Source organism: Xanthomarina maritima (genome assembly GCF_008084905.1).
GTDB classification, from domain to species: domain Bacteria; phylum Bacteroidota; class Bacteroidia; order Flavobacteriales; family Flavobacteriaceae; genus Xanthomarina; species Xanthomarina maritima.
Window position 1 is genome coordinate 37,855 of sequence record NZ_VSFC01000042.1, and the last position, 22,163, is coordinate 60,017.

Consider the following 22,163-nt stretch of genomic DNA (forward strand, 5'->3'; position numbering starts at 1 on the left):
CCTTGAAATTTCAAGGCTTTATATCATTTAATTTATTGCAGGACAGTTACAATGGTAACGTTCTTTTTTGCAACCAAATTTATAACCTAACGTTATTTGATGAAATCCGCCATTGTTATAAACAACAGAATTTGCTTGATAAGAATACGTATAAGCAAACATAAAGTTTTTATAATCTACCCCTAATAAAGGAGTTATATATTGTAACTTTTGACTTGAAACTTCAGTTCCATCTTGAAATTCAGCTCCATCTAAACTTCTTCTGTATGAAATTCCTCCCCATAAATTACCAAATTCCATTTCTTTATAAGCTTTCGCATTTATATCGATTGATGATTCTTTGGTTCCATCTTTATAAATAAACAAAGTTGATGGTTCAAAACTCCATTCACTTCCAAATTTCTGAAATACATATCCAGCACTTAATAAAAACTCTCGTGGATTATCGTATGCAAAAAGTCCATTTTCATTCGAATTTACACCTTCATTTTTAAGCATATTTTTTACTGTAGCATGAGCGTAAAAATTATATAAGAAATATGAAAACCCAAAATCTATATTAAAATTAGTAGCACTTTGTTCAATACCAGCAACTATAGGATCAAAAGGTTCGTTTACAAAAGCCGTTTCATCAAGTTTATACTGTATTGCTCCAATACTCAACCCAAAAGAAAGCATATTTAAATCTACCTCACTTCTTGAAAACATAATATGGTGTGCGTAGGTTAGGTAAAATCCATTATTAGAATGGTATCCATTTTTATCTGAATATAAGATTGCTCCAATACCAGAATTAGATTCCCCAATTCTACCATTTATACTTGCAGTTAATAAACTAGGTGCATCTTCATCTCCAAACCATTGTTGACGTCCAGTTATTCTAATTTTAGCACAATTAGCTGCACCAGCCATAGATGGATGAATTAAATAATAATTATCGGTTAAATAATCTGAATATATTGGCATTCCTTCTTGAGAATTAGCTGTTAGTGCAAGTAAAAACACACAAGCTAATATATAGAACCGTTTTAATATCATAATTTTAGTTTTCAGGGACTCTATTTAATTTTTTCGAAATATAGGCTAAATATAAAACTTAATTTTTGCAATAAAATTATAAATAGAAACCAAATATATAAAAATTACTGTTTCTCAGTCTCTAAACAAAAGTTAAAGACTAACTTTAATAAAGAGATAAAAAAATATTCTCGCTTTTTAAAAAACGAAAAAGCCAAATATATGGATTACTAAAGTTATCTTTTAGTATTTTTGTCAAAAATTTTATCAATATGAATACTTTTCAAGTTTCTATTAAAGAAACTTCCAATAATAGCATTTTAAAATTCGAAATTAATCAGTTTATTACACAACATCAAAGCTTCGAATTCAACAACATTGATGAGGCTAAAAATTCGCCATTAGCACAACAATTATTCTATCTACCATTTGTAAAAAAAGTTTATATATCTGGCAATTTTATTGCAGTTGAAAGATATAACATTGTAGAATGGAAAGATGTTCAAAATGAAGTAGCTGAACAAATAGAATCCTATTTAAATGATGGAGGCGTTGTAGTAGAAGAAACTTCAGTGCCAAAAAAAGTGCCTGTTACAGTTTATGCTGAAAGCACTCCTAATCCGTCTGCTATGAAATTTGTCGCTAATAAAAAATTAGCTACTTCTTCTTTTGAATTTACTTCTATAGACGAAGCCAAACTATCTCCTTTAGCGACAGAATTATTCCATTTCCCATTTGTAAAAGGAGTTTTTATAGATGAAAATTTTGTGTCTATTACAAAATATGAGGTTGCTGAATGGAACAATATTACTATGGAACTTCGAGAATTTATAAGAAGTTATATAGAACAAGGAAAAGAAATATTACTTCCTGATGCTCAAAAAGTTTTAAATAAAACTACAGAACAATTAGATAAATCTTTCGACGATTTAGATGATATTTCTAAACAAATTATCAATATTCTTGAAGAGTATATTAAACCAGCTGTTGCAAGTGATGGTGGAAATATTCAATTCACTTCTTACAATCCAGAAAGCAAAGTGGTAGAAGTTGTTTTACAAGGTGCTTGTAGTGGTTGTCCTTCTTCAACCTATACACTTAAGAGTGGTATTGAAAATGTTTTAAAAGAAATGTTACAAGATAAAATTAGCAGTGTTGTTGCTATAAACGGTTAAATTTATTAATATATAATAATTGAAAGGCGTCCTATATTTGGACGCCTTTTTTATGTTTTTAATTCATTAACTTTGATAAATGAAGTATCAACTCTTACTTATTTTTGGTATTCTAGTAAGTTGTCAAGGACAAAATAAAAAATCTATGAATCATACATATACAAACAACTTAATTCACGAAACCAGTCCTTATCTACTTCAACATGCACATAACCCTGTAGATTGGAATCCATGGAACGAAACTACTCTAAAAAAGGCGAAAGAAGAAAACAAATTAATATTAGTAAGTGTAGGTTATGCAGCTTGCCATTGGTGTCATGTTATGGAACACGAAAGCTTTGAAGACACTATTGTTGCTAAGGTTATGAATTCTAAATTCATAAACATTAAAGTGGATAGAGAAGAGCGTCCAGATGTAGACCAAGTCTACATGAATGCTGTCCAACTTATGACAGGAAGTGGTGGATGGCCTTTAAATGTTGTAACACTTCCAGATGGCAGACCAGTTTGGGGAGGAACTTATTTTAGAAAAGAACAATGGATAAGTGCCTTAGAGCAAATCTCAGATTTATATATTAGAAATCCTGAAAAACTTTATGATTATGCAGACAAATTAGAACAAGGTATTAAATCTATGGACATTGTTGCACTTAATACTAATGAAGCTGAATTTGATGTTGAATATATAGAGGAAACACTAAAAAATTGGGAAACATATTTCGACCATAGAGAAGGTGGACTAAAACGTGCACCTAAATTTATGATGCCTAATAATTACCATTTTTTATTACGTTATGCTTATCAATCTAACAATATTAAACTTCAAGAATTTGTAAATCTTACCTTAACTCAAATGGCATATGGTGGCATCTACGATCAAGTTGGAGGTGGTTTTTCACGCTATGCAACTGACGTGAATTGGCATGTACCACATTTTGAAAAAATGTTATATGATAATGGACAGCTTGTTAGTTTATATTCTGATGCCTACCTTATTACTAAAAACAAACTGTACAAAGATGTTGTTTTTGAAACATTAGAGTTTATTAACAGAGAATTAACCTCAACAAATGGAGCCTTCTACTCTTCTTTAGATGCAGATAGTAATACGCCAGAAGGTCACTTAGAAGAAGGTGCTTTTTATGTTTGGCAAAAAGAAGAATTACAAAAATTATTAACTTTAGATTTCGACTTGTTTTCAGATTATTACAACATCAACAATTATGGTTTATGGGAAAACAAAAATTATGTTTTAATAAGAAAGGATGACGATGAAAGCTTTCTTAAAAAACATAATTTATCAATCGAAGCATTAAATGAAAAGAAACAAAACTGGAAACAAATTCTTTTACAAACTAGAGACAGAAGATCAAGACCAAGACTAGACGACAAAACTTTAACCTCTTGGAATGCTTTAATGTTAAAAGGTTTTGTAGATGCATATCGTGTGTTTGAGGAAGAAAACTTTTTAATTTCTGCTGAAAAAAATGCCAATTTCATTATACACAATCAATTGCGTGAAGATGGAGGATTAAATCATAATTTTAAAAATAACACAAGTAACATTAATGGTTATTTAGAAGATTATGCAACAACCATAGATGCGTTTATTGGATTATATGAAAACACATTAGATGAAAAATGGCTTAATACAGCAAGAGATTTAACCAATTACACTTTCGATTATTTCTATGAAACTTCTAATAGCATGTTTTACTTCACTTCAAACGAAGACCCTTTGTTAGTAACCAGAAATATAGAATATAGAGATAATGTAATTCCGGCAAGTAATTCTATAATGGCAAAAAACTTATTTAAGTTATCTCATTATTTTGATAATAAGTATTATTACAAAACAGCAACTAATATGTTGAATAATGTAAAACCTGAAATTGAAAATTATGGTTCAAACTATTCCAATTGGTTGGATTTAATGCTAAATTACACAAATCCTTTTTATGAAGTTGCTATTTCTGGACGTGAAGCAACACAAAAAATTAAAGACTTAAATAAATCATATATCCCAAATAAATTAATTATCGGAAGTACTCAAGAGTCTAACATGCCATTATTAAAAAATAGGTATGTAGAAAATGAAACCTATATTTATGTCTGTGTCAATAAAGCCTGTAAATTACCAGTAAAAGAAATAGAAAAGGCGATTGAATTATTAAAAAACTAAATTTTGTGGAACTAGTAACTAACATTCTAATTGTATTTATAGCCATAGAACATGGTTACTTTTTAATTTTGGAAATGTTTTTATGGACCAAACCTAAAGGAATAAAAACTTTTGGATTAAAATCTAAATCTTTTGCTGAAGAAACTAAAGTACTAGCAGCAAATCAAGGATTATATAATGGATTCTTAGCAGCAGGACTTCTTTTTTCACTGATTATCAACGATCAAGAAATATCTGTTTTCTTCTTGATTTGTATTTCCATTGCTGGAATTTATGGCGCTTATTCAACCGAAAAAATAAGACTATTCTATATCCAATCTTTACCAGCAATTATTACTTTGATTCTCATTTATTTTAAATAATTCATATTTTCAATCTCTAATTAAACCTCTTGTTACAATCATTTTTTTTAACTTTACTAACTAATTTAAAATCAAAAATATGAATATCGAAAAATGGACTACTCTAGCCATCGATTTAGCTACAGAATATGGCATAAAAATATTAGGTGCTATAATTATATGGATTATTGGTTCTTGGGTTATTAAAAAATTATTAAAAGGTACAAGTACTGTAATGACTAGAAGAGGATTTGATGAAAGTCTTCAAAAATTCTTACTTAATTTATTAAACTGGACATTTAAAATATTATTAATTCTTGCCATTTTATCTCAACTTGGTGTAGAAACAACTTCATTTGCTGCTATTCTTGCTGCAGCTGGTTTAGCAGTTGGATTAGCTCTTCAAGGGTCTTTAGGTAATTTTGCTGGAGGTGTTTTAATTATGATATTCAAACCTATTAAAATTGGAGATTTAGTTGAAGCACAAGGGGAGATTGGTGTCGTAAAAGAAATTGAAATTTTTACCACCAAATTAGTTGGACTTTCTAATAAAGAAATTATCATTCCTAATGGAGCACTTTCAAATGGAAATATAGTTAATTATTCTACGGAAGGAACTAGAAGAGTCGATTTAACTATTGGTGTAGGTTATGATTCTGATATTAAGAAAACAAAAGAAGTATTAATGAATGTGTTAACATCAAACCCTAAAGTAATAGCAGATCCTGCACCTACAGTTAACGTTTCTGAATTAGCAGATAGCTCTATAAATTTTGCGGTTAGACCTTGGTGTAAAACTGAAGATTATTGGGCTGTTTTCTTTGAGTCAACTGAAAACATAAAAGAAGCTCTTGATGCTGCTGGAATAGAAATTCCTTATCCACATCAAGTTGAAATTCAGAAAAAAGGATAAATTATTTAGATTTTGGCTTTAAGGCTATAAAATCTTTTAAATAAAAAGGTTCAAAATAAGCGACATCTTCGATGTCGTTTTTTTTGTACTTATGGTAAGCTATTAAGCTCATTTCATTTGCTGAAGGTAATTTGTTTTCTATAAAATTAGCATTTTTATGTTGAATAATTGTTTTAGATTTATCAACTCCATTTCCAATAAAATAAACTGGTCCTTTTTCTAAATAATTATTAAAAGAATCTGCTTCTAGAATTTGAGCTTCTACAGCACGAATTTCATTATATTTTTCATCAAAAACTGCTGAATACACTTCCAACCGTCTAGCATCAAGCATGGGAATAATTACACCTTCATCAATTTTTACCTGATGTGCTAAAGCCTCTAAGGTAGACACTGAAATTAAGGGCTTCCCTAAAGCAAAACAAAGGCCTTTTGCAGCTGAAACTCCAATTCTCAATCCAGTATAAGAACCTGGTCCTTTACTAACTGAAATAGCTCCTAATTGAGTCGCTTTTAAATTATTTTCTGCTAGAATTCTTTCAATAAAAACATGTAAACGCTCTGCATGAGAATATTCTTTACTATTATCTTCTAAAAGTGCAAAAGTCTCTCCTTGATAAGAAAGAGAGACTGAGCAATTTGTTGTAGTTGTTTCTATGCTTAATATTGTTTCCACTTATTTAATCTACTAAAGATTTGCCAAGGTAAAAATCTAACACTTTTGTTTTAAATACAAAATCGTATTTTGAATTAGTAAGATTAGATTGAGCATTTACTAATTGGATTCTTGTTTGTTCTAAATCGAACGCGTTTAAAGCTCCCATATTATATCTTTCTTGTGCATTTAAAAAAGATAATTCTTGAGCTTCTACAGCTTTTTTAGAAGCTTCGTATGTTTTATATGCTGCCTTAGCATCTGTAAAAGCACGTTGAATGTTACTCTCCAAATCTAATCTTGCTTGCTCTAAATCTAAAACCCTGTTTTCTTGTTGAATTTTAGTTTTTGCCACATTTGTTTTATTATCATAACCTGAAAATATTGGTATAGCAACATTTACTTGAAAATTATGAGATTTTTGATCATTCAACTGATCAAAGAATGAAGCCTCATCATCTGTTAAATTAGAAAAGAATACATTAGTTCCAAAGCCATATCCAAAGGTCACACTTGGTAAAAAACCACTTTTTGCTAAATCTGTACTTAACTTTGAATTTTCTATGTTCTTCTCAGCTACTTTAACTTCTGGTCTATTCGCATAAGCATATTCCAAAATTGGATTAACATCATTATACATTAATGCTGCCGAAGGACTTTCGATATCTTCAATAGCTACTTGAAACCCTTCATAAGGAAGTTGTAAAAATTGTGATAAACTAAGTAAAGCTAAATCGTAATTATTTTGAGCAATAGTTAAGTTTTGTTCATCTAGACTAGCTGTAGCAACAGCATCATAAACATTAGCTCTTGGTTGAACTCCAGCATCAACCAATTTATTAACTTGCTCTACTTGTGTTTTAGAAAAATCTACTTGTGCTAATGCTATTTCTAAATTCTCTTTATTAAACAACACATTTAAATAAGCATTTACCACATTTAAAGAAATATCATCTCTAATTCGATCTAGCTCCATCTGATTTATCTCTAAATTAAGTTGAGCTTGTTTGTACAAATTTGTATTTCTAAAACCATTAAAAATAGTCTGATTTAAATTTAGTCCAAGATTAGTGTTGTGACTTGTTCTATCCACAAACTGCCCTTGAAAGACTTCTTGATTCCCTAAGTTTAAACTTTGACTTGCTCTAGCACTTACAGATGGTAAAAAATTACCTTTCGTTTCAATAATATCTTGCTCATTTGATAATAGTACATTAGCCCCTTTTCTAACTGTTATATTATTCTCTAAGGCATAATTTACACATTCCTCAAGTGTCCATAATTTCTCTTGAGCAATTGAAGTAACACTTATAACAAGAATTAATATTGTTGTTGCAAATATGTTTTTATTCATCTTCATCATTATTATCTTTAGATGCTTTGTTCCAAACTTTTATTTTATCTCCTTCAGCGACACCTTCTAAAATTTCAACATTAATTCCATCTGAAATTCCTAACTCAACATATTTTTCTTCGTAAGAATTATCTTCTTTAAGTATTTCTACAAAAGGTTTCTCTGTAATTCTATTAAATTGAAGTAGCGCTTCTTTGATTACTAAAACACTGTCTTTACTTTCCATATCAATTTCAGCGTTAGCACTATATCCAGCTCTAATTTTAGTTGAAGGAGTTACAGTAACATCTGCTTTAATAGTAAATTGTACAGCACCACTTTCTTCTAAACCTTTTGGAGCAACAAATGTTAATATGGCAGGAAATTCTTGTTCGTTTAATGCTCCTAATACAACTCTAATTTCTTTACCTTCTTCAATTTTACCCACTTCAGCTTCATCAACTTTTCCTTCAAAAATCATTTTGCTCATATCTGCAATTGTAGCAACTGTTGTTCCTGCATTAAAGCTATTTGATTCGATTACTTGGTCTCCTTCACGAACTGGTATTTCTAAAACTGTACCAGGAATTTGCGCAACAATATTTGTGTTTGCTGAACCTCCACCAGAAAGAGATCCTTGTTTAATAATTTGAAAATCGTTTTGAGCTTGAATTAAAGATTCTTTTGCTTGATTATAAGATAACTCACTATTTTCAAAATCTTGTTTAGAAATAACTCCTTTTTCGAAAAGTCCTTTATTTCTATTGTATAGAATTTGAGCATTATCTAAATCTAATCTTGCAGTACGTATTCTACTATTAGCACTTGCCAAGTTTTGCTCATTAGGTACCACGCGAATCTTAGCTATAAGATCTCCTTTCTTAACGATATCTCCTTCTTCAACTAAAATTTTATCTATAATTCCAGCAATTTGAGGTTTTAACTCAATTTCTTCTTCTGGATTTAATTTACCAGTAGCAACTACTTTTGTATTTATTGAAGTGTAAAAAGGCTCTTCAACTTTATAATCTTCAACTGCTTTAGAATTAGAGTCTTTAAAATACTTAATTACCCATATAAAAAGTATTAGCAATACTATTCCAATGATGATTTTTACTGTTTTATTCATTTTTCTTTTATTATTGTTTTGGTTTGTTTTATGACTCTTGTCAATAAGTCATTCATTTTATTTTGATTGATTATTCTTCTCTTAATGCATCAATTGGCTTGATACTAGTTGCTTTAAATGCTGGAATTAAACCTATCAAGGTACCTAATACTACCAATATTATTAATGCTATAAATACAACTGCTATTGAAACAGAAGCATTAACAATTACTGCTTCGTCTCCTTGCCCAAATGCTGAGTCTATTCCAATTAATATCCACCCTCCTGTTAATATTCCAAAAAATCCTGCTAGTAATGTAATAAAAACTGCTTCTACTACTATTTGTCTTTTAATTTCGAAAGGTGTTGCACCTAAAGCACGACGAACACCTATTTCTTTTGTTCTTTCTTTTACCGTAATAAGCAGAATGTTTCCAATTGCAAAGACACCAGCAATTAGTGTTGCAATACCAACAAACCAAGTTAAAAACTGCATACCTATTAAAAACCCTGTAACTTTTGCAAATTCTTTACCAAGGTTAAAACTTCCAAAAGCTCTTTTATCTTCTGGGTGAATGTTATTTAAATTTCGTAGAATAAGTTTGGCATCTGCTTCTATTTGTTCAATATCATAATCTGGTTTTCCTGTAAGCATCATAAAACCTATGTCATCTCCTTGATTATAAATTTGTTGAAAAGTTGAAAAAGGAATATGTATGTCGCTACTTGGTCCCATATTTACATTACCAACTTCAAACATCCCTATAACAGTAAAGTTCATTCCGTTTATTTGCATAAACTCACCAATCATTTCGGTATCTTTTTCAAACAATTGTTTGTAAATATCTTCAGAAATAACTGCTACTTTTCTATTCTCATCAATATCTGTTTGATTAAGAAATCGACCTCTAATTAATTTTTTCTTTTGAACTTTATCTAATAAAGGAAAATCGCCATTAATACCATACGTACCAGATAGTTTATCTTTTACAACGAAAGCTTGATTTTGGTTTCTTGGAACAACAAACTCAATACCTTCAACATTCTCTTCAACTATTTTAGCATCAGATAGAGTTAACCTAACTCTCTTTCCTTCTTGAAATCCTTTGAATGGTTTGCTGGTGCTTTGTCCCCAAACAAAAACGCTATTTGTAGCAAAGCTTCCAAAAAGTCTGTTAAATGAATTTTCTATACCTTTAGCGGAACCTAAAAGACCTATAAGAAGTAAAATTCCCCACCAAACACCAACCATTGTAAGCATCGATCTTAGTTTGTTTTTACTAAGACTATCCCATACTTCTTGCCAAGTGTCTCTTTCGAATAAAAATTTAAACATATTAATCGTCTCTTAAGGCTACTATTGGTTTGATTTGCGATGCTTTTTTAGCAGGTAAATACCCTGCAATTCCACCAGCTATAATAAGTGTAATAGTTGCTCCAACAACTAATGTTGTGCTCACACTTGGGTCTTTTATAAAATAGGTTTCTAAGCTAGGTCCAACAAATTCTAAAACTCCCATCCCTATTAATAAACCTATATAACCAGCAATTGCAGTTATTAAAATAGATTCCATTAAAATAATAGAGATAATAGAATTTGGTGAAGCACCTAATGCTTTACGAATACCTATTTCTTTAGTACGTTCTTTTACAATAAAAATCATGATGTTACTTACACCTACTATTCCTGCTATTAAAGTTCCAAAACCAATAACAATTATAATAACTCCAAGACCAAAAGTCATCTGGTTTACAGATTTAGATTCGTTTGCTAAATTTCTTACTCGAATAGCTCTTTGATCATTTAGAGCAACATCAAATCTGTCTTTTAAGTCTCTAGTTAATGCATTACTAAAAGAAATTGCTTTATCGTAATCCATCTCTGGATTGTAAGTTAAATTTATTTGGTCTATATAATCATTATTGCCATACACTCGTTGCGCTGTACTAAAAGGCATATAAATTAATCTCTCTTCATCATCTCCACCATCGTCTTCAAAAATTCCTACAATTTTATATTGCAACCCATTTAAACTTAAATATTTACCTAAGGCTGTAGTTTTTAAAAACAAATCTTGTTCTACAAGTCTTCCAATAACAATTATTTTCGACTTATTATCGACATCTAATTGGTTGATATATCTACCCTCTTTAATTTTAGTATTCTCCAAATATTGATGATCTGGATGGACAGCTCTTACAGAGTAAGAATCTTTTTCGTTTCTAAAAGAGGCATTAACATTTAAATAAATTCTAGAAGTTATGTATTGTACTTTATCTCCATACTCTTCTTTTATATAATCTAAATCCTTGTTTTTAAACTGAATTTGTCTTCCAGCCTGAAACCCCTTATTTGCTTTTGTAGTGGTTCCTGATTGAATAAAAATGGAATTATTAGCATCGTCTGCAAAGGCTTCTGCAAAGGTGTTATTTAAACCATTTGCAATTCCAAATAGAATAGTAAATAACAAAATAGCAAATGCCACAGTAAAACCAGATAAAACACTTCTGGTTCTGTTCATATTAATACTTTGAAATATTTCTCTCCAAAGATCTCTATCAAACATATTGTGAGGCTCTTACTTGTTCTACTTTTACGTCTTCCATTATTACTCCATCTTTTAAGCGAACTATACGCTTACACATGTGTGCAATATCATCTTCGTGTGTTACTATTAATATGGTTTTACCTTCATCATTTAAATGTTGAATAAAATCCATAATTTCATAAGAAGTTTTTGTGTCTAGTGCTCCTGTTGGCTCATCGGCTAAAAGCAATTTAGGGTCTGCAGCTAAGGCTCTAGCTATAGCAACACGTTGTTTTTGTCCTCCAGACAATTCGTTTGGCAAATGATCTGCCCAAGGTTTTAATCCAACTTTTTCTAAATGAAATAAAGCAAGCTCTTGTCTTTCTTGCCTTTTCATACCTTGATAATACAAAGGTAAAGCCACATTATCTAATGCGTTTTTATAATTTATTAAGTTGAATGATTGAAAAATAAATCCTAAAAATTTATTTCTATATATGGCAGCTTTTTTTTCTGTAAGATTTTTAATAGGAACACCATCAAGTATATATTCGCCTTCATCAGCTTCATCTAACATACCAATAATGTTAAGTAATGTTGATTTACCCGAACCGGAAGAACCCATAATGGCAACCATTTCTCCTTCTTCAACAGAAAGGTCAATTCCTTTTAATACATGTAAACTCGAATCTCCTATTGGATAGGATTTGTGAAGTTTTTTAATGTTTAACATATGTAATTTTGTTGCTTTTAATAGCTTTATAAAAGTTAGACTAAATAAAGCTCAAAATGTTACAACAAAAGTAAATATAATTTTAGGCTAGGTTTTTTTTGCCTTGTTAAACTTTTTATAAATTAAAAAACCAATACCTGCTACAAGAATATAAGGAATAGCCATTAAATAGATAATGCCATCATTTATTCCTTTTGCTGTTTCTTGTCCTTCTTCGTTTTCTAAAACAGCACGACACATAGCACATTGTGCTTCTGCTGGAAGACTAATTAATAAGCCAAGAATTAGTGTAATTATAACTTTATTCACTTTGAAATTTATTTAATAATATGGTGATATTAAAATATATACCAATACTCCAGAAACAGCAACGTATAACCATAATGGAAACGTAATTCTAGCTATTTTTTTATGCTTTTCAAAATTCTCAGTAATAGCTCTAACAAATGTTATTAATACAAATGGAATAATAATAATTGATAGTATTATGTGCGTAATTAAAATAAAATAATAGATATATTTTACAACTCCTTCTCCACCAAATCTTGTTGAATCGCTTGTCATGTGATACGCTACATATAAAATTAAAAACACTGCTGAACAACCAATGGCTGTGGTCATTAAATTTTCATGAAGAACAATATTTTTATTTTTGATAGCTATAAATGCAAAAAGAAGAATAACAGCTGTTAACCCATTTATAGTTGCATAAATTGGAGGCAACATGGTTAATGGTTTTACATTAAAGCCTAAATCACGTAGATTAACTCCAAACAATGCAGCAACAATTAAAGGGATTGTTATTGAAAGAACAACAATCCATTTATTATATTTTTTTTCGTTTTGATTAGAGTTTCTCATTTAATAATTTTATTATATCCTCTTTAAGCATTGTTATTTGTTGTTCTTGACCATCATCATCCAAACCTTCTGCTTCAGAAATAATACCATTATAATAAATTAATGGATTTCCATTTACTATTCTAGAACGAATAAACCCATTTTTGTCTATTAAAGCAAAGTTGCCTGAATGCTCAAAACCTCCTTCAACACTATCTTCTTGAGCTGTATATAAATTAAAACCTTGGTTTGCTAATTTATAAATATCTGCTTGTTCTCCTGTCATTAAATGCCAATTTGGATTAGTAATTCCATACTGTTCGGCATAGTTTTTTAACACCTGAATGGTATCATGCTCTGGATTTATTGAAAAAGATGCAATTCCAAAATCTTCATTTTCTTGAAAAGTATTTTGTATTTGAACTAAATTATTATTCATTTTTGGACAAATTGTTGGACAGGTAGTAAAGAAAAATTCCACTATATAAACTTTACCTTTATAGTCTGTATTTGTTATTAGGGTTCCATTCTGATTGGTAAAAGAAAATGAAGGCACTTTTTTAGCCTCACCATTAATCTCAATAAATGCTAAATCACTTTCTGATTTAGTGGTATGTTTTTCATTTTTAACGTTCAATCTATCGTCTTCAACAATTGAATTGTTTGATATTCTATTTATAATTTTTGGAATAAAAATAATTCCAAATACTAAAATAATAAACGCAACACCTACGTAAGAATAATTTGATTTATTGTTCATGATTCTCTTTTAAATCGTTAGCTCGTCTAGATGACGAATTAAAATTTCCTTTTCTTTTTTCTCTATATTCCTGAAATAAAACTCGCAAATCGTCTGCACTCATTTTATTTTTTATTTCTGCAACCTCAATACAATTATAAGCATATAATGGATAAATAGATTTTTTCTTTTCTTTTTCGCTATCAGTTCTATCATCTAATCGACCACGTTGATTTAGATCTTTATCAATTATAAATACATCTGAAGTAGATAATTCAGAATCTAGTTCTGTTCTATATTTCAAACTATTAAATACGTTTTGAATATCATTTTCTTCACCAAAAACAAAATGCCAATATTTTAAATCTTCATATGATTTAATTTCTCTCCTTAATATTTCTACTTGATCTTCTGTGCCATAAGGTAGTAATATGACAATTTGAAATTTTTTAAAGCCTTTGAATTTATCGTACACTAATTCTTTTAGGTTTGAAGCTGCTATAGCATTTTTCATAGGTTCATTACCTAAAAATCCAATTACTGAAATATGATCTTTTAGTACTATACTTTGATTGTCTTCTGAAGTAAATGTATTTAAATCTAAAACATTATTATTAACAATATCTAAAGCATTATAATGGTGTTTAGCAGGAAAAAGCATTAACAAAAATAATACTGGAAGAAAGAATAATATTCCAAGAACTGTATAGCGTTTAATGAGCTTTGTATTCATTTTTTGAATGTCTTTTATCTACTTATATTTAATTGTTATTCAATTGTATTTTAATCTGATGATGGTTTTGCAAAAATAAAAAAGACGGTTTAAAAAACCGTCTTTTAATATCTATTTAACTTTATAAAAGTTATTAAAAATCTCTTTTAATATATCCATTTGAATAAACACTTTCTATATATCCACCTTCTTGAAGCAAGATAAATATTAGATAACAAATTAAGAAGATTGCAGTCCAAACAACCATTCTTCTTAATGCAGCAGTTTCATCTCTCATGTGCATAAAATCCCAAGTAATATAGTAAGCCTTTACAATAGTTAATATAATGAAAATCCAATTTAATATTTTCATTCCAATAATATGACCCATTAAGACTTCTGGTTTGTATATACCTAAAACTACCTCAACTGTAGTAACAATAGTTAATAAGATTAAAACTCCCCAAATTTTTTGAGTGTTAGATTTAAATTTAACTAACCCTCTTAATATTTCTAATTTATGTGCGTGTGCCATTTTAAATTGTGTTTCTGTTATTAAACTAGGTAGAAGAATGTAAATACAAATACCCAAACTAAATCTACAAAGTGCCAGTAAAGACCAACTTTTTCAACCATTTCGTAGCTTTTTCTTCTTTCGTATGTTCCTAAAATAACATTAAAGAAAATAATGATATTAATTACCACACCAGAAAATACGTGGAATCCGTGAAAACCAGTAATAAAGAAAAAGAAATCAGCAAATAATGGAGAACCATATTCATTTACATGAAGATTAGCCCCTTCCACTACTACTTTTCCATTTACTTTTAGTTGCTGTAAAGATGCACCTCTATCTAATACTGTTTTCTCTCCATGCTCATTTATTTCTTGAGTTCTAACAAGAATATTTTCATTTGCAACTAATCCAGCAACAACTTCGTCTACTGTATAAGTTGGCAAAGTTCCTTCACTAACAAACCATAGACCATTTTTACTTTCGTGTGCAGTTCTATCTTTTTCTTCAGCAACCACAAAATCTCTAAGGGCTACTCTTTTACCATCTGTATCAACAAACTGAAGTATGTTACCTCCTTTTGTTTGCACAGCACCATAATCTCCTTTAATAAATGTAGACCATTCCCAAGCTTGAGATCCTACGAAAATTAAACCTCCAATAATTGTAAGGAACATATAAAAAGTAACTTTTGCCTTGTTCATATGATGTCCAGCATCTACAGCAAGCACCATAGTTACAGACGACATGATAAGAACAAATGTCATAAAGGCCACATATATCATTGGGTAATTCCCATGAAAAAATGGAACGTGAGTAAATACCTCATCTGCTATTGGCCATGATCCAATAAACTTAAATCTTGAAAATCCGTAGGCTGCTAAAAACCCAGAAAATGTTAAAGCATCAGAAACAATGAAGAACCACATCATCATTTTTCCATAACTTGCTTTTAAAGGCTCATTTCCTCCTCCCCAAGTTTTTCCTTCTGTTCCAGTATTTACCACTGTAGTATCCATATGTTTGGTTTAGTATTTAAAAGTTGCACAAAAATAATCAATTTATTTTTCTAACGAAACATCCCTTCCTAAAATTTAAACACTCTAAATAAGGATGTCTAAAGATATGAAGCATGTTCTTAAAAAGACAATATTTTTTATCTCACAAAATATAAAAACAAAAAGAGATATATCCATAGTATATCTACAAAATGCCAATAGGTAGCTGCTAGTTCAAAGCCCAGCATATTTGATGAATTATACTTCTGTTTAAAATGATTATAAATTACCACAAACAAACAGATTAAGCCAACAACAACGTGTAAAATATGCACAACAGCTATTAAATAGATATAAGACATGGTAACATTACTTGTAGGACCAGTGAAATTATAACCAAGATTAATTATTTGCTGAAAGCCATTAAATTGATTTACTATAAATGCTATTCCTAATACAAATGTGGCAATCAAAAAAAGTGTTGTAGCTTGTCTTTTATTATTTTTTAAAGCTCTTTTTGCTAAAATAAATGTGATACTACTTAAAATAATAACGACTGTACTAGAAATAAATGCATCAGGTAATTGAAATTCTTTTAACCAATCTGGTCTGCTGCTGCTTACCACAAAAGCACTTGTCCATCCTGCAAAAGACATAATTAATGATATAATTCCAAACCAAAGCATCATTTTTTTTGCTCTGCTATTTTTCTCTTCTAAAGTACCTTGAGTTAAATCCATGATTTATCTAATAAACTTATCTAATACGTAAACTATTTGCAATAATGTAATATAAGATACACTAGCTAACATGAGTTGTTTTGCAGCTAAAACTGTCATTTTTTTATATAACTGTATTGCATAATACAACATTCCTAAACCTAATATAAATACTATTACTCCTGAAATAGGTGTTAAGTATAAACGTCCTGTAACACCAAAAACTGGAATAATTGAGACTAATACTGTCCAAACTGTATACATTATTGTTTGAACAGCTGTACCTTTATCTTGTTTTCCAGTTGGTAACATAAAGAAACCTCCTTTTTTATAATCTTCAAATAAAAACCAGCCTATAGCCCAAAAATGTGGAAACTGCCAAAAAAATTGAATTGCAAATAATGTACCAGGTTCAATACCAAAATCGTCTGTAGCCGCAACCCAACCTAGCATAAACGGAATGGCTCCAGGTATAGCTCCTACAAAAACCGCTAAAGGTGTTTTTGTTTTTAAGGGTGTGTATGCACAAGTATATAGAAATATTGAAATTGCGCCAAACATGGCTGTTTGAGGATTAATTGTATATAAAATTACTATTCCTAGAATAGTAAATATGGTTGCAATAATAAGAGCAGTATTTACAGACATACGTCCAGCAGGAACTGGTCTGTATTTTGTTCGATTCATTAAGGCATCTAAATCTTTTTCAATAACTTGATTAAAAGCATTAGAAGCTCCAACCATAAAATAACCACCTAAAGCTAAAAGAATAAGTGTGTTATAATCTACCGATTCTACACCTAGCAAATATCCTGCAATAGAAGAAAATACTACACTTACCGACAAACGGATTTTAGTGATTTCTTTAAAATCTGAGATGATAGAATGTTTAGTTTCTGAAGTAATGGCTCTACTCAAAGTAATTTGTGCTTATACGTGATAATTCGCGATTGCAAAGATACTTTGAAAAGTTAATTCTACAAATCAAAATACCAATTAAATAGGTCTGTTCTTATTCCAATATTAAACCAGACTGTATTGCTTTTTATAGCATTTGTTGTTTGAACATCTGGATTAAAATCTCTAAAAGAAAAATCAGTAAATAATTTTAAGTTAGTAGCAGGATTGATTACATATCCAACTTGTAAATTTGCAAAAAATGAAGATGTTTTATTTCCTTGCCCAACTTCTACACCTGTATCATAAGGTCTTTCGTTATAATCTCTATAAATATTTCCTCCATAACTATAATTATCTGTTCCATCGTTAAAATCTAATCCTCTAGTTCCTATAATCATTTGTGCATTTCCAAACCAACGTTTATAATGATAACGTCCTATAAGAACAAACTCACTAAAATTTGAGCCCCAAAGATGTGCCATGGATTGATTGCTATGTCCATAATTTAAAACAACGGTATTATGTGAATAAGTATAAGGTCTTACTCTATTATATTCTGTTTGAAGCATTAAATTATTCACTTTAAAAGCATTGTAATATTTAAATCCAAGTTGATACCCAAACTTGTTTTTCCAGCTTTTTTCACCACCAGTTACATCGCTTGTTGAAAACTCATCAATAATAAATTGCCCATAAACATTCATATTATCATTTAACTTATATTTTCCAGATAATCCCATAAGTGCATTTCCTGCATCTTGTCCTGTTTCAAATTCTATGGCTCTAAAAAATATGATTGGGTTTAAGTAATTAATATCAAAGCCTCTATTATTTGCGTCATTCCAAATAACCGATTCAAAAAATCCAATATTTAATCTTTTAGACACATTCCAACTTAAAAAATGTGTTGCCATATACTTTGGCATGTATGCTCCATCTACTTCAACCTCTGGTCTAACATCTCTTAACCACATCCATGTACTTGTATATTTTATTTTCCAAAAGGTTGTGTTTAATTTTAAAAATGGATGAGGCGTTGCCACATCACTTATAAATAAAGAGCGATAACCATCTCCTATAAAATTTTTGCTATGACCAAACTGAACATTTAAAAACTTAAAAGGCGTATAAGACAAATAAGCTTCAGCTACTGGATAATCGAAACCTCCATCTTTAAAATCTTTAGCAATTCCACGACCTGGAATTATGGCAGCTTCATCTGCTGCTTTAATAGATACAGCATATTGATTGTAATATTGTGCAAAGCGACCTTGACTTTCAAAAAAGGATGTGTAAAAATTAAATTTCTCTCCAAATCCTCCTTGAATATTTATCCCTCGAGTGTTATTATATGTGCTTGAAAAATCTGCTTCTGTATCTTTACCAACTTCAAAATCGAAGATAGGATCTATAGTAAACCAATAATCTTTACCTTCAACCCTAACCAACCTTTCATTCCAAAGTTTCCTACCTGCAAAAGTTTTTCTTTCTTTAGACAAGGTGTCTATAGCAGCTTGAAAATCGTAATAACCAGAAACATCTTCATACATATATGGTTTTGAAGCTGTATGGCTATTAGTACCAACTAAATTAATACTTCTCTCAAATCTAGCATAGTTACTATGTGTAAAAGGTATGTTTAACTGACTTTTGTATTCTTTATTTGAAAATGGTAAGAGTTTTAAATTCACGCTATCATATTCCTTTTTAGCTGCATTTTCTAGTTGTGTTAATTCTTTATCTTCAGAAGGATCTTCATCCTTAGATAAGTCTTTGATTGCAACTGACTGATTTACAAGTGGTATTTTTATGGAAATAGAATATTGTTTGTAAGTTGGCTTACCATTATATGTGCCTGGATTTATTTTTGGTAATTCAGCAAAAACACGTTTGGCTTCATCTTTTAACTCTTGATAAGTTGCATCTACATATATAATCCTAAAATTTCCTTCTTTATCAACTTCAAAAAGCACTACAACATCACCAATATAATTTTCATTTTTAACTATTTCAGGCACTTTAAAATTATTAAATACATGCGAAAATATTTGATTATCAAAGCACTTTTGCAATAGTTCTATATCTACTGATTCACATTCAGAAAATACTGGTGGTTTTTCGTATAGAAAATCATTTTGCGCATGAAATTGAACCGTAAAAAGTAAAAAAGTAATTACGAAGAGTTTCTTCATAGTAACCATATGTAAATTTTAATTTGCGTTGAAAGATACTATTTTTTTAATAATGAGCATATGAAAAAAGCCGTTAACAACGATGATAACGGCTTTTAATAATGAAATATTTAAATCATTAATTTATAATATTAAATTTTATAGGTACATTATACATAACTTCAACGTTTTTATCTTTTTGTTTACCTGGAATCATTTGTGGCAACGTACTAATAACACGTTCTGCTTCTTCATTTAATTGATTAATTTTAGAATTAGATTTAATATTTTCTACATTGCCTTGTTTATCTATCTTAAACATTACATAAATTTTTTGTTCACCTAATAATCCTATTCTTTCAGCAATTCCAATATTAAATTTTTTCTGAATATGAGAACTAATCTTATCAGACATACATTGTCTTCTAGCTTCATTAGTTATTGCATCTTCACAACCAGGAAAAATTGGAACTTGCTCAACTGCCATAATATTAAAAGGTGGCAAATCATCTGGTTCTTCCAAAACTTTAATTTTTCTAGGGTCTACCGGAGGATTAATTGTTTCAGGTACTGGAACAAAATCTTTAGGTGTGATTCTAGAATCATCATCTATAACAATGGTATTTATTAATTTTATAGGTTTTATTTTTTCTTTTTCAACATCATTATTTTCTTCGTAAATCTTAATTGGGACATTATATACATAAATGTCTTCTTCCGGTAATTTTCCAATTTCTGGAGGTATAACATGAGCCGTTTTAAATGAAGCTTCAAATAAACCATAAGCAACTAGTAAGCATACTATCAATCCAATTTGGAAATAAATCGATGAGTTTTTTTGTAGATTTGCATCATGCTTTTGAGATCTTGATTCGCTATTCTCAATTTGCCGATTGAGATTACAATTTTTCTTTCGTGAAATCATAATAATAAATTTAAATGTTAATATTATGATAAAATATCAATAAGCATACCAAAAAAGAAATCCCGTTACAGTAATTGTAACGGGATTTTATATTCAATTCGAACACTAAAACTCTTAGTCTTGTACCTGGAATTTAATTGGTAAGTAATAAGGAACTCTTACTGCTTTACCACGTTGTTTTCCTGGTTTCATTTTTGGCAACATACCAACCACTCTTATTGCTTCTTGCTCTAACCTTGGATGTGGTGCTCTTGCTTTTACATCTACAATCTCTCCAGTTTTATCAATTTTAAAGAATACACTAATTTTCTGAATTCCACTTAATCCTAAATCGCCTGCTAAATCAGTATCAAATTTTTTCTGAATAAACTTTTGCATCTGCTCATTCATACATGCTTTTTTATCTTCATTGTTACCACTTTCGCAACCTGGAAATACTGGAACGTTTTCAATAACAGCAAATGGAACCTCTAGATCTTCTTCTACTTCTTCTACTTCTACTTCTTCTACTTCTACAATCTCTTCTTCTTGATTTGTTTCTGTAGATTCTATTACAGTTTCTTCTACCTCTTCTTCATCTTCAACAACTTCTATCACTTCAGGAGCAGCTGGTGGTGGTGGTGGTGGTGGTGGTGTTTGTAATTATTCTGTAATTGGAATTTCTTCTTCTAATTCTTCATCAAGATTTAACATTCCAATATCTATTGCAGATTTATCGTATGTTTTATAATTAATAGCATAATTAGTTATAAAAAGCATTAACGCTAAACCTACTGCAAAATACAGAGCACTATTTCTACCTACGTTAGATTGAGGGTTTTTCTTTTGTTCCATGATTTTAAAATTTTCCTGACTGCTAAAATAACCAAATATTTGGCAATAAAGCAAACGATTAATATTTTTTAACTTCTATTTTAATATAGTTGTTTATTAAAATAGCAGCAACTAACACTCCAAGTATATTTGCAACAATATCTAAAGAATCGAAATTCCTAGTAGTGGTTATTACATGTTGTAATGCTTCAATAATTATACCAAAAGAAACCGAAACAAAAATACTTCTATAAATACTATACTTTTTATTGATATTAAATCTATAAAAAAATGTGTTAAACCAAAGCCAAGTAAACAATAGATAAGCTAAAAAATGAAATAATTTATCACTAAACGATGGTATTATTTCTTCAACATCATCTAAATCTAGTGTTATTAAACTTACCGTTGCAAGTAAAAATGTGTATAAAATTGAAAAAAATAATGCTCTTTTTTTAAGCACCAATTAACTGTTTATAATCTTCTGGAGACATTAGATTGTCTACTTGAGAAAGATCTGAACATTTTACTTTAATCATCCAACCATCTCCATAAGGATCTGAATTTACTTTTTCTGGTTCGTCCTCAAGAGATTCGTTAAACTCAATAATTTCTCCTGAAAGTGGCAAGAATAAATCTGAAACTGTCTTAACAGCTTCAACAGTACCAAATATCTCTTCAGCATCCAAAGTTTCGTCAACTGTTTCTACTTCTACGTAAACTATGTCTCCTAATTCTCCTTGAGCAAAATCTGTGATACCAATAGTAGCAATGTCTCCTTCTATTTTAATCCATTCGTGGTCTTTTGTGTACTTTAGGTTTGATGGAATATTCATTATATATGTAT

General features: G+C 29.8%; 23 protein-coding genes and 1 pseudogene. 4 read left to right on the forward strand and 20 right to left on the reverse strand.

Annotation, left to right across the window (positions count from 1 at the left end):
- Nucleotides 1–27: 27 nt before the first annotated feature.
- The gene (locus FVF61_RS07800; RefSeq protein WP_148455047.1) at nucleotides 28–1,038 is read right to left on the reverse strand and encodes a PorP/SprF family type IX secretion system membrane protein; all 1,011 of its coding nucleotides are present in this window, start codon (nucleotides 1,036–1,038) and stop codon (nucleotides 28–30) included.
- A gap of 251 nt (nucleotides 1,039–1,289) precedes the next feature.
- Here FVF61_RS07800 and FVF61_RS07805 point away from each other — a divergent pair, with 251 nt between their 5' ends.
- The 4 genes from FVF61_RS07805 to FVF61_RS07820 all read left to right on the forward strand — a co-directional run bounded on the left by FVF61_RS07805 (nucleotide 1,290) and on the right by FVF61_RS07820 (nucleotide 5,628).
- On the forward strand, nucleotides 1,290–2,192 hold the full coding sequence (locus tag FVF61_RS07805) for a NifU family protein (RefSeq protein ID WP_148455049.1): 903 nt from the start codon (nucleotides 1,290–1,292) through the stop codon (nucleotides 2,190–2,192).
- Nucleotides 2,193–2,337: 145 nt separating this feature from the next.
- Nucleotides 2,338–4,374, forward strand: a complete 2,037-nt coding sequence (locus tag FVF61_RS07810) for a thioredoxin domain-containing protein (RefSeq protein ID WP_148455161.1) — start codon at nucleotides 2,338–2,340, stop codon at nucleotides 4,372–4,374.
- Nucleotides 4,375–4,379: 5 nt separating this feature from the next.
- Nucleotides 4,380–4,736: a DUF1304 domain-containing protein gene (locus FVF61_RS07815; RefSeq protein WP_148455051.1), complete on the forward strand. Its 357-nt coding sequence runs from the start codon at nucleotides 4,380–4,382 to the stop codon at nucleotides 4,734–4,736.
- A 79-nt stretch (nucleotides 4,737–4,815) separates the two neighbouring features.
- Complete coding sequence (locus FVF61_RS07820) at nucleotides 4,816–5,628, forward strand: mechanosensitive ion channel family protein (protein ID WP_148455053.1); 813 nt, start codon at nucleotides 4,816–4,818, stop codon at nucleotides 5,626–5,628.
- A gap of 1 nt (nucleotide 5,629) precedes the next feature.
- Here the strand turns inward: FVF61_RS07820 and tsaB are convergent, their stop codons facing one another.
- The 19 genes and pseudogenes from tsaB to gcvH all read right to left on the reverse strand — a co-directional run bounded on the left by tsaB (nucleotide 5,630) and on the right by gcvH (nucleotide 22,152).
- Entirely contained in the window at nucleotides 5,630–6,304 is a 675-nt protein-coding gene (gene tsaB / locus FVF61_RS07825) for a tRNA (adenosine(37)-N6)-threonylcarbamoyltransferase complex dimerization subunit type 1 TsaB (RefSeq protein WP_148455055.1), read from the reverse strand.
- Between the two features lie 4 nt (nucleotides 6,305–6,308).
- Nucleotides 6,309–7,637, reverse strand: a complete 1,329-nt coding sequence (locus FVF61_RS07830) for a TolC family protein (protein ID WP_158635199.1) — start codon at nucleotides 7,635–7,637, stop codon at nucleotides 6,309–6,311.
- Complete coding sequence (locus FVF61_RS07835; protein WP_148455059.1) at nucleotides 7,630–8,745, reverse strand: efflux RND transporter periplasmic adaptor subunit; 1,116 nt, start codon at nucleotides 8,743–8,745, stop codon at nucleotides 7,630–7,632. Before FVF61_RS07835 ends, FVF61_RS07830 begins: the two co-directional genes overlap by 8 nt.
- 70 nt (nucleotides 8,746–8,815) lie before the next feature.
- Nucleotides 8,816–10,060 carry an ABC transporter permease gene (locus FVF61_RS07840; protein ID WP_148455061.1) on the reverse strand — a complete coding sequence of 415 codons (1,245 nt, stop codon included), beginning with the start codon at nucleotides 10,058–10,060 and terminating at the stop codon, nucleotides 8,816–8,818.
- A gap of 1 nt (nucleotide 10,061) precedes the next feature.
- Nucleotides 10,062–11,291 (reverse strand): ABC transporter permease, encoded by a 1,230-nt coding sequence (locus FVF61_RS07845; protein WP_148455063.1) that lies wholly within the window; start codon nucleotides 11,289–11,291, stop codon nucleotides 10,062–10,064.
- Entirely contained in the window at nucleotides 11,284–11,985 is a 702-nt protein-coding gene (locus FVF61_RS07850) for an ABC transporter ATP-binding protein (RefSeq protein WP_148455065.1), read from the reverse strand. The genes FVF61_RS07845 and FVF61_RS07850 overlap by 8 nt, the downstream gene beginning before the upstream one ends.
- 87 nt (nucleotides 11,986–12,072) lie before the next feature.
- Nucleotides 12,073–12,294: a hypothetical protein gene (locus FVF61_RS07855; RefSeq protein ID WP_148455067.1), complete on the reverse strand. Its 222-nt coding sequence runs from the start codon at nucleotides 12,292–12,294 to the stop codon at nucleotides 12,073–12,075.
- A gap of 12 nt (nucleotides 12,295–12,306) precedes the next feature.
- Complete coding sequence (locus FVF61_RS07860; RefSeq protein ID WP_148455069.1) at nucleotides 12,307–12,846, reverse strand: DUF420 domain-containing protein; 540 nt, start codon at nucleotides 12,844–12,846, stop codon at nucleotides 12,307–12,309.
- Nucleotides 12,833–13,585, reverse strand: coding sequence for an SCO family protein (locus FVF61_RS07865; RefSeq protein ID WP_148455071.1), 753 nt, complete (start codon nucleotides 13,583–13,585; stop codon nucleotides 12,833–12,835). Before FVF61_RS07865 ends, FVF61_RS07860 begins: the two co-directional genes overlap by 14 nt.
- Nucleotides 13,575–14,297 carry a hypothetical protein gene (locus FVF61_RS07870; RefSeq protein WP_148455073.1) on the reverse strand — a complete coding sequence of 241 codons (723 nt, stop codon included), beginning with the start codon at nucleotides 14,295–14,297 and terminating at the stop codon, nucleotides 13,575–13,577. The genes FVF61_RS07865 and FVF61_RS07870 overlap by 11 nt, the downstream gene beginning before the upstream one ends.
- A 133-nt stretch (nucleotides 14,298–14,430) precedes the next feature.
- Nucleotides 14,431–14,811, reverse strand: coding sequence for a cytochrome C oxidase subunit IV family protein (locus FVF61_RS07875; protein WP_148455075.1), 381 nt, complete (start codon nucleotides 14,809–14,811; stop codon nucleotides 14,431–14,433).
- Between the two features lie 20 nt (nucleotides 14,812–14,831).
- Nucleotides 14,832–15,809: a cytochrome c oxidase subunit 3 gene (locus FVF61_RS07880; protein WP_148455077.1), complete on the reverse strand. Its 978-nt coding sequence runs from the start codon at nucleotides 15,807–15,809 to the stop codon at nucleotides 14,832–14,834.
- A 137-nt stretch (nucleotides 15,810–15,946) separates the two neighbouring features.
- Complete coding sequence (locus FVF61_RS07885; protein WP_148455079.1) at nucleotides 15,947–16,528, reverse strand: cytochrome c oxidase subunit 3; 582 nt, start codon at nucleotides 16,526–16,528, stop codon at nucleotides 15,947–15,949.
- 3 nt (nucleotides 16,529–16,531) lie between these two features.
- Nucleotides 16,532–17,425, reverse strand: coding sequence for a heme o synthase (gene cyoE, locus FVF61_RS07890; protein WP_148455081.1), 894 nt, complete (start codon nucleotides 17,423–17,425; stop codon nucleotides 16,532–16,534).
- A gap of 59 nt (nucleotides 17,426–17,484) precedes the next feature.
- Entirely contained in the window at nucleotides 17,485–19,599 is a 2,115-nt protein-coding gene (locus tag FVF61_RS07895; RefSeq protein ID WP_148455083.1) for a capsule assembly Wzi family protein, read from the reverse strand.
- A gap of 118 nt (nucleotides 19,600–19,717) precedes the next feature.
- Entirely contained in the window at nucleotides 19,718–20,503 is a 786-nt protein-coding gene (locus tag FVF61_RS07900; RefSeq protein WP_148455085.1) for an energy transducer TonB, read from the reverse strand.
- 114 nt (nucleotides 20,504–20,617) lie between these two features.
- Nucleotides 20,618–21,337, reverse strand: a pseudogene (locus FVF61_RS07905) (energy transducer TonB).
- Nucleotides 21,338–21,395: 58 nt separating this feature from the next.
- A complete protein-coding gene (locus tag FVF61_RS07910; RefSeq protein WP_148455087.1) occupies nucleotides 21,396–21,779 on the reverse strand; it encodes a VanZ family protein in 384 nt (127 codons plus the stop codon).
- Nucleotides 21,772–22,152, reverse strand: a complete 381-nt coding sequence (gene gcvH, locus FVF61_RS07915) for a glycine cleavage system protein GcvH (protein ID WP_148455089.1) — start codon at nucleotides 22,150–22,152, stop codon at nucleotides 21,772–21,774. Before gcvH ends, FVF61_RS07910 begins: the two co-directional genes overlap by 8 nt.
- Nucleotides 22,153–22,163 lie beyond the last annotated feature (11 nt).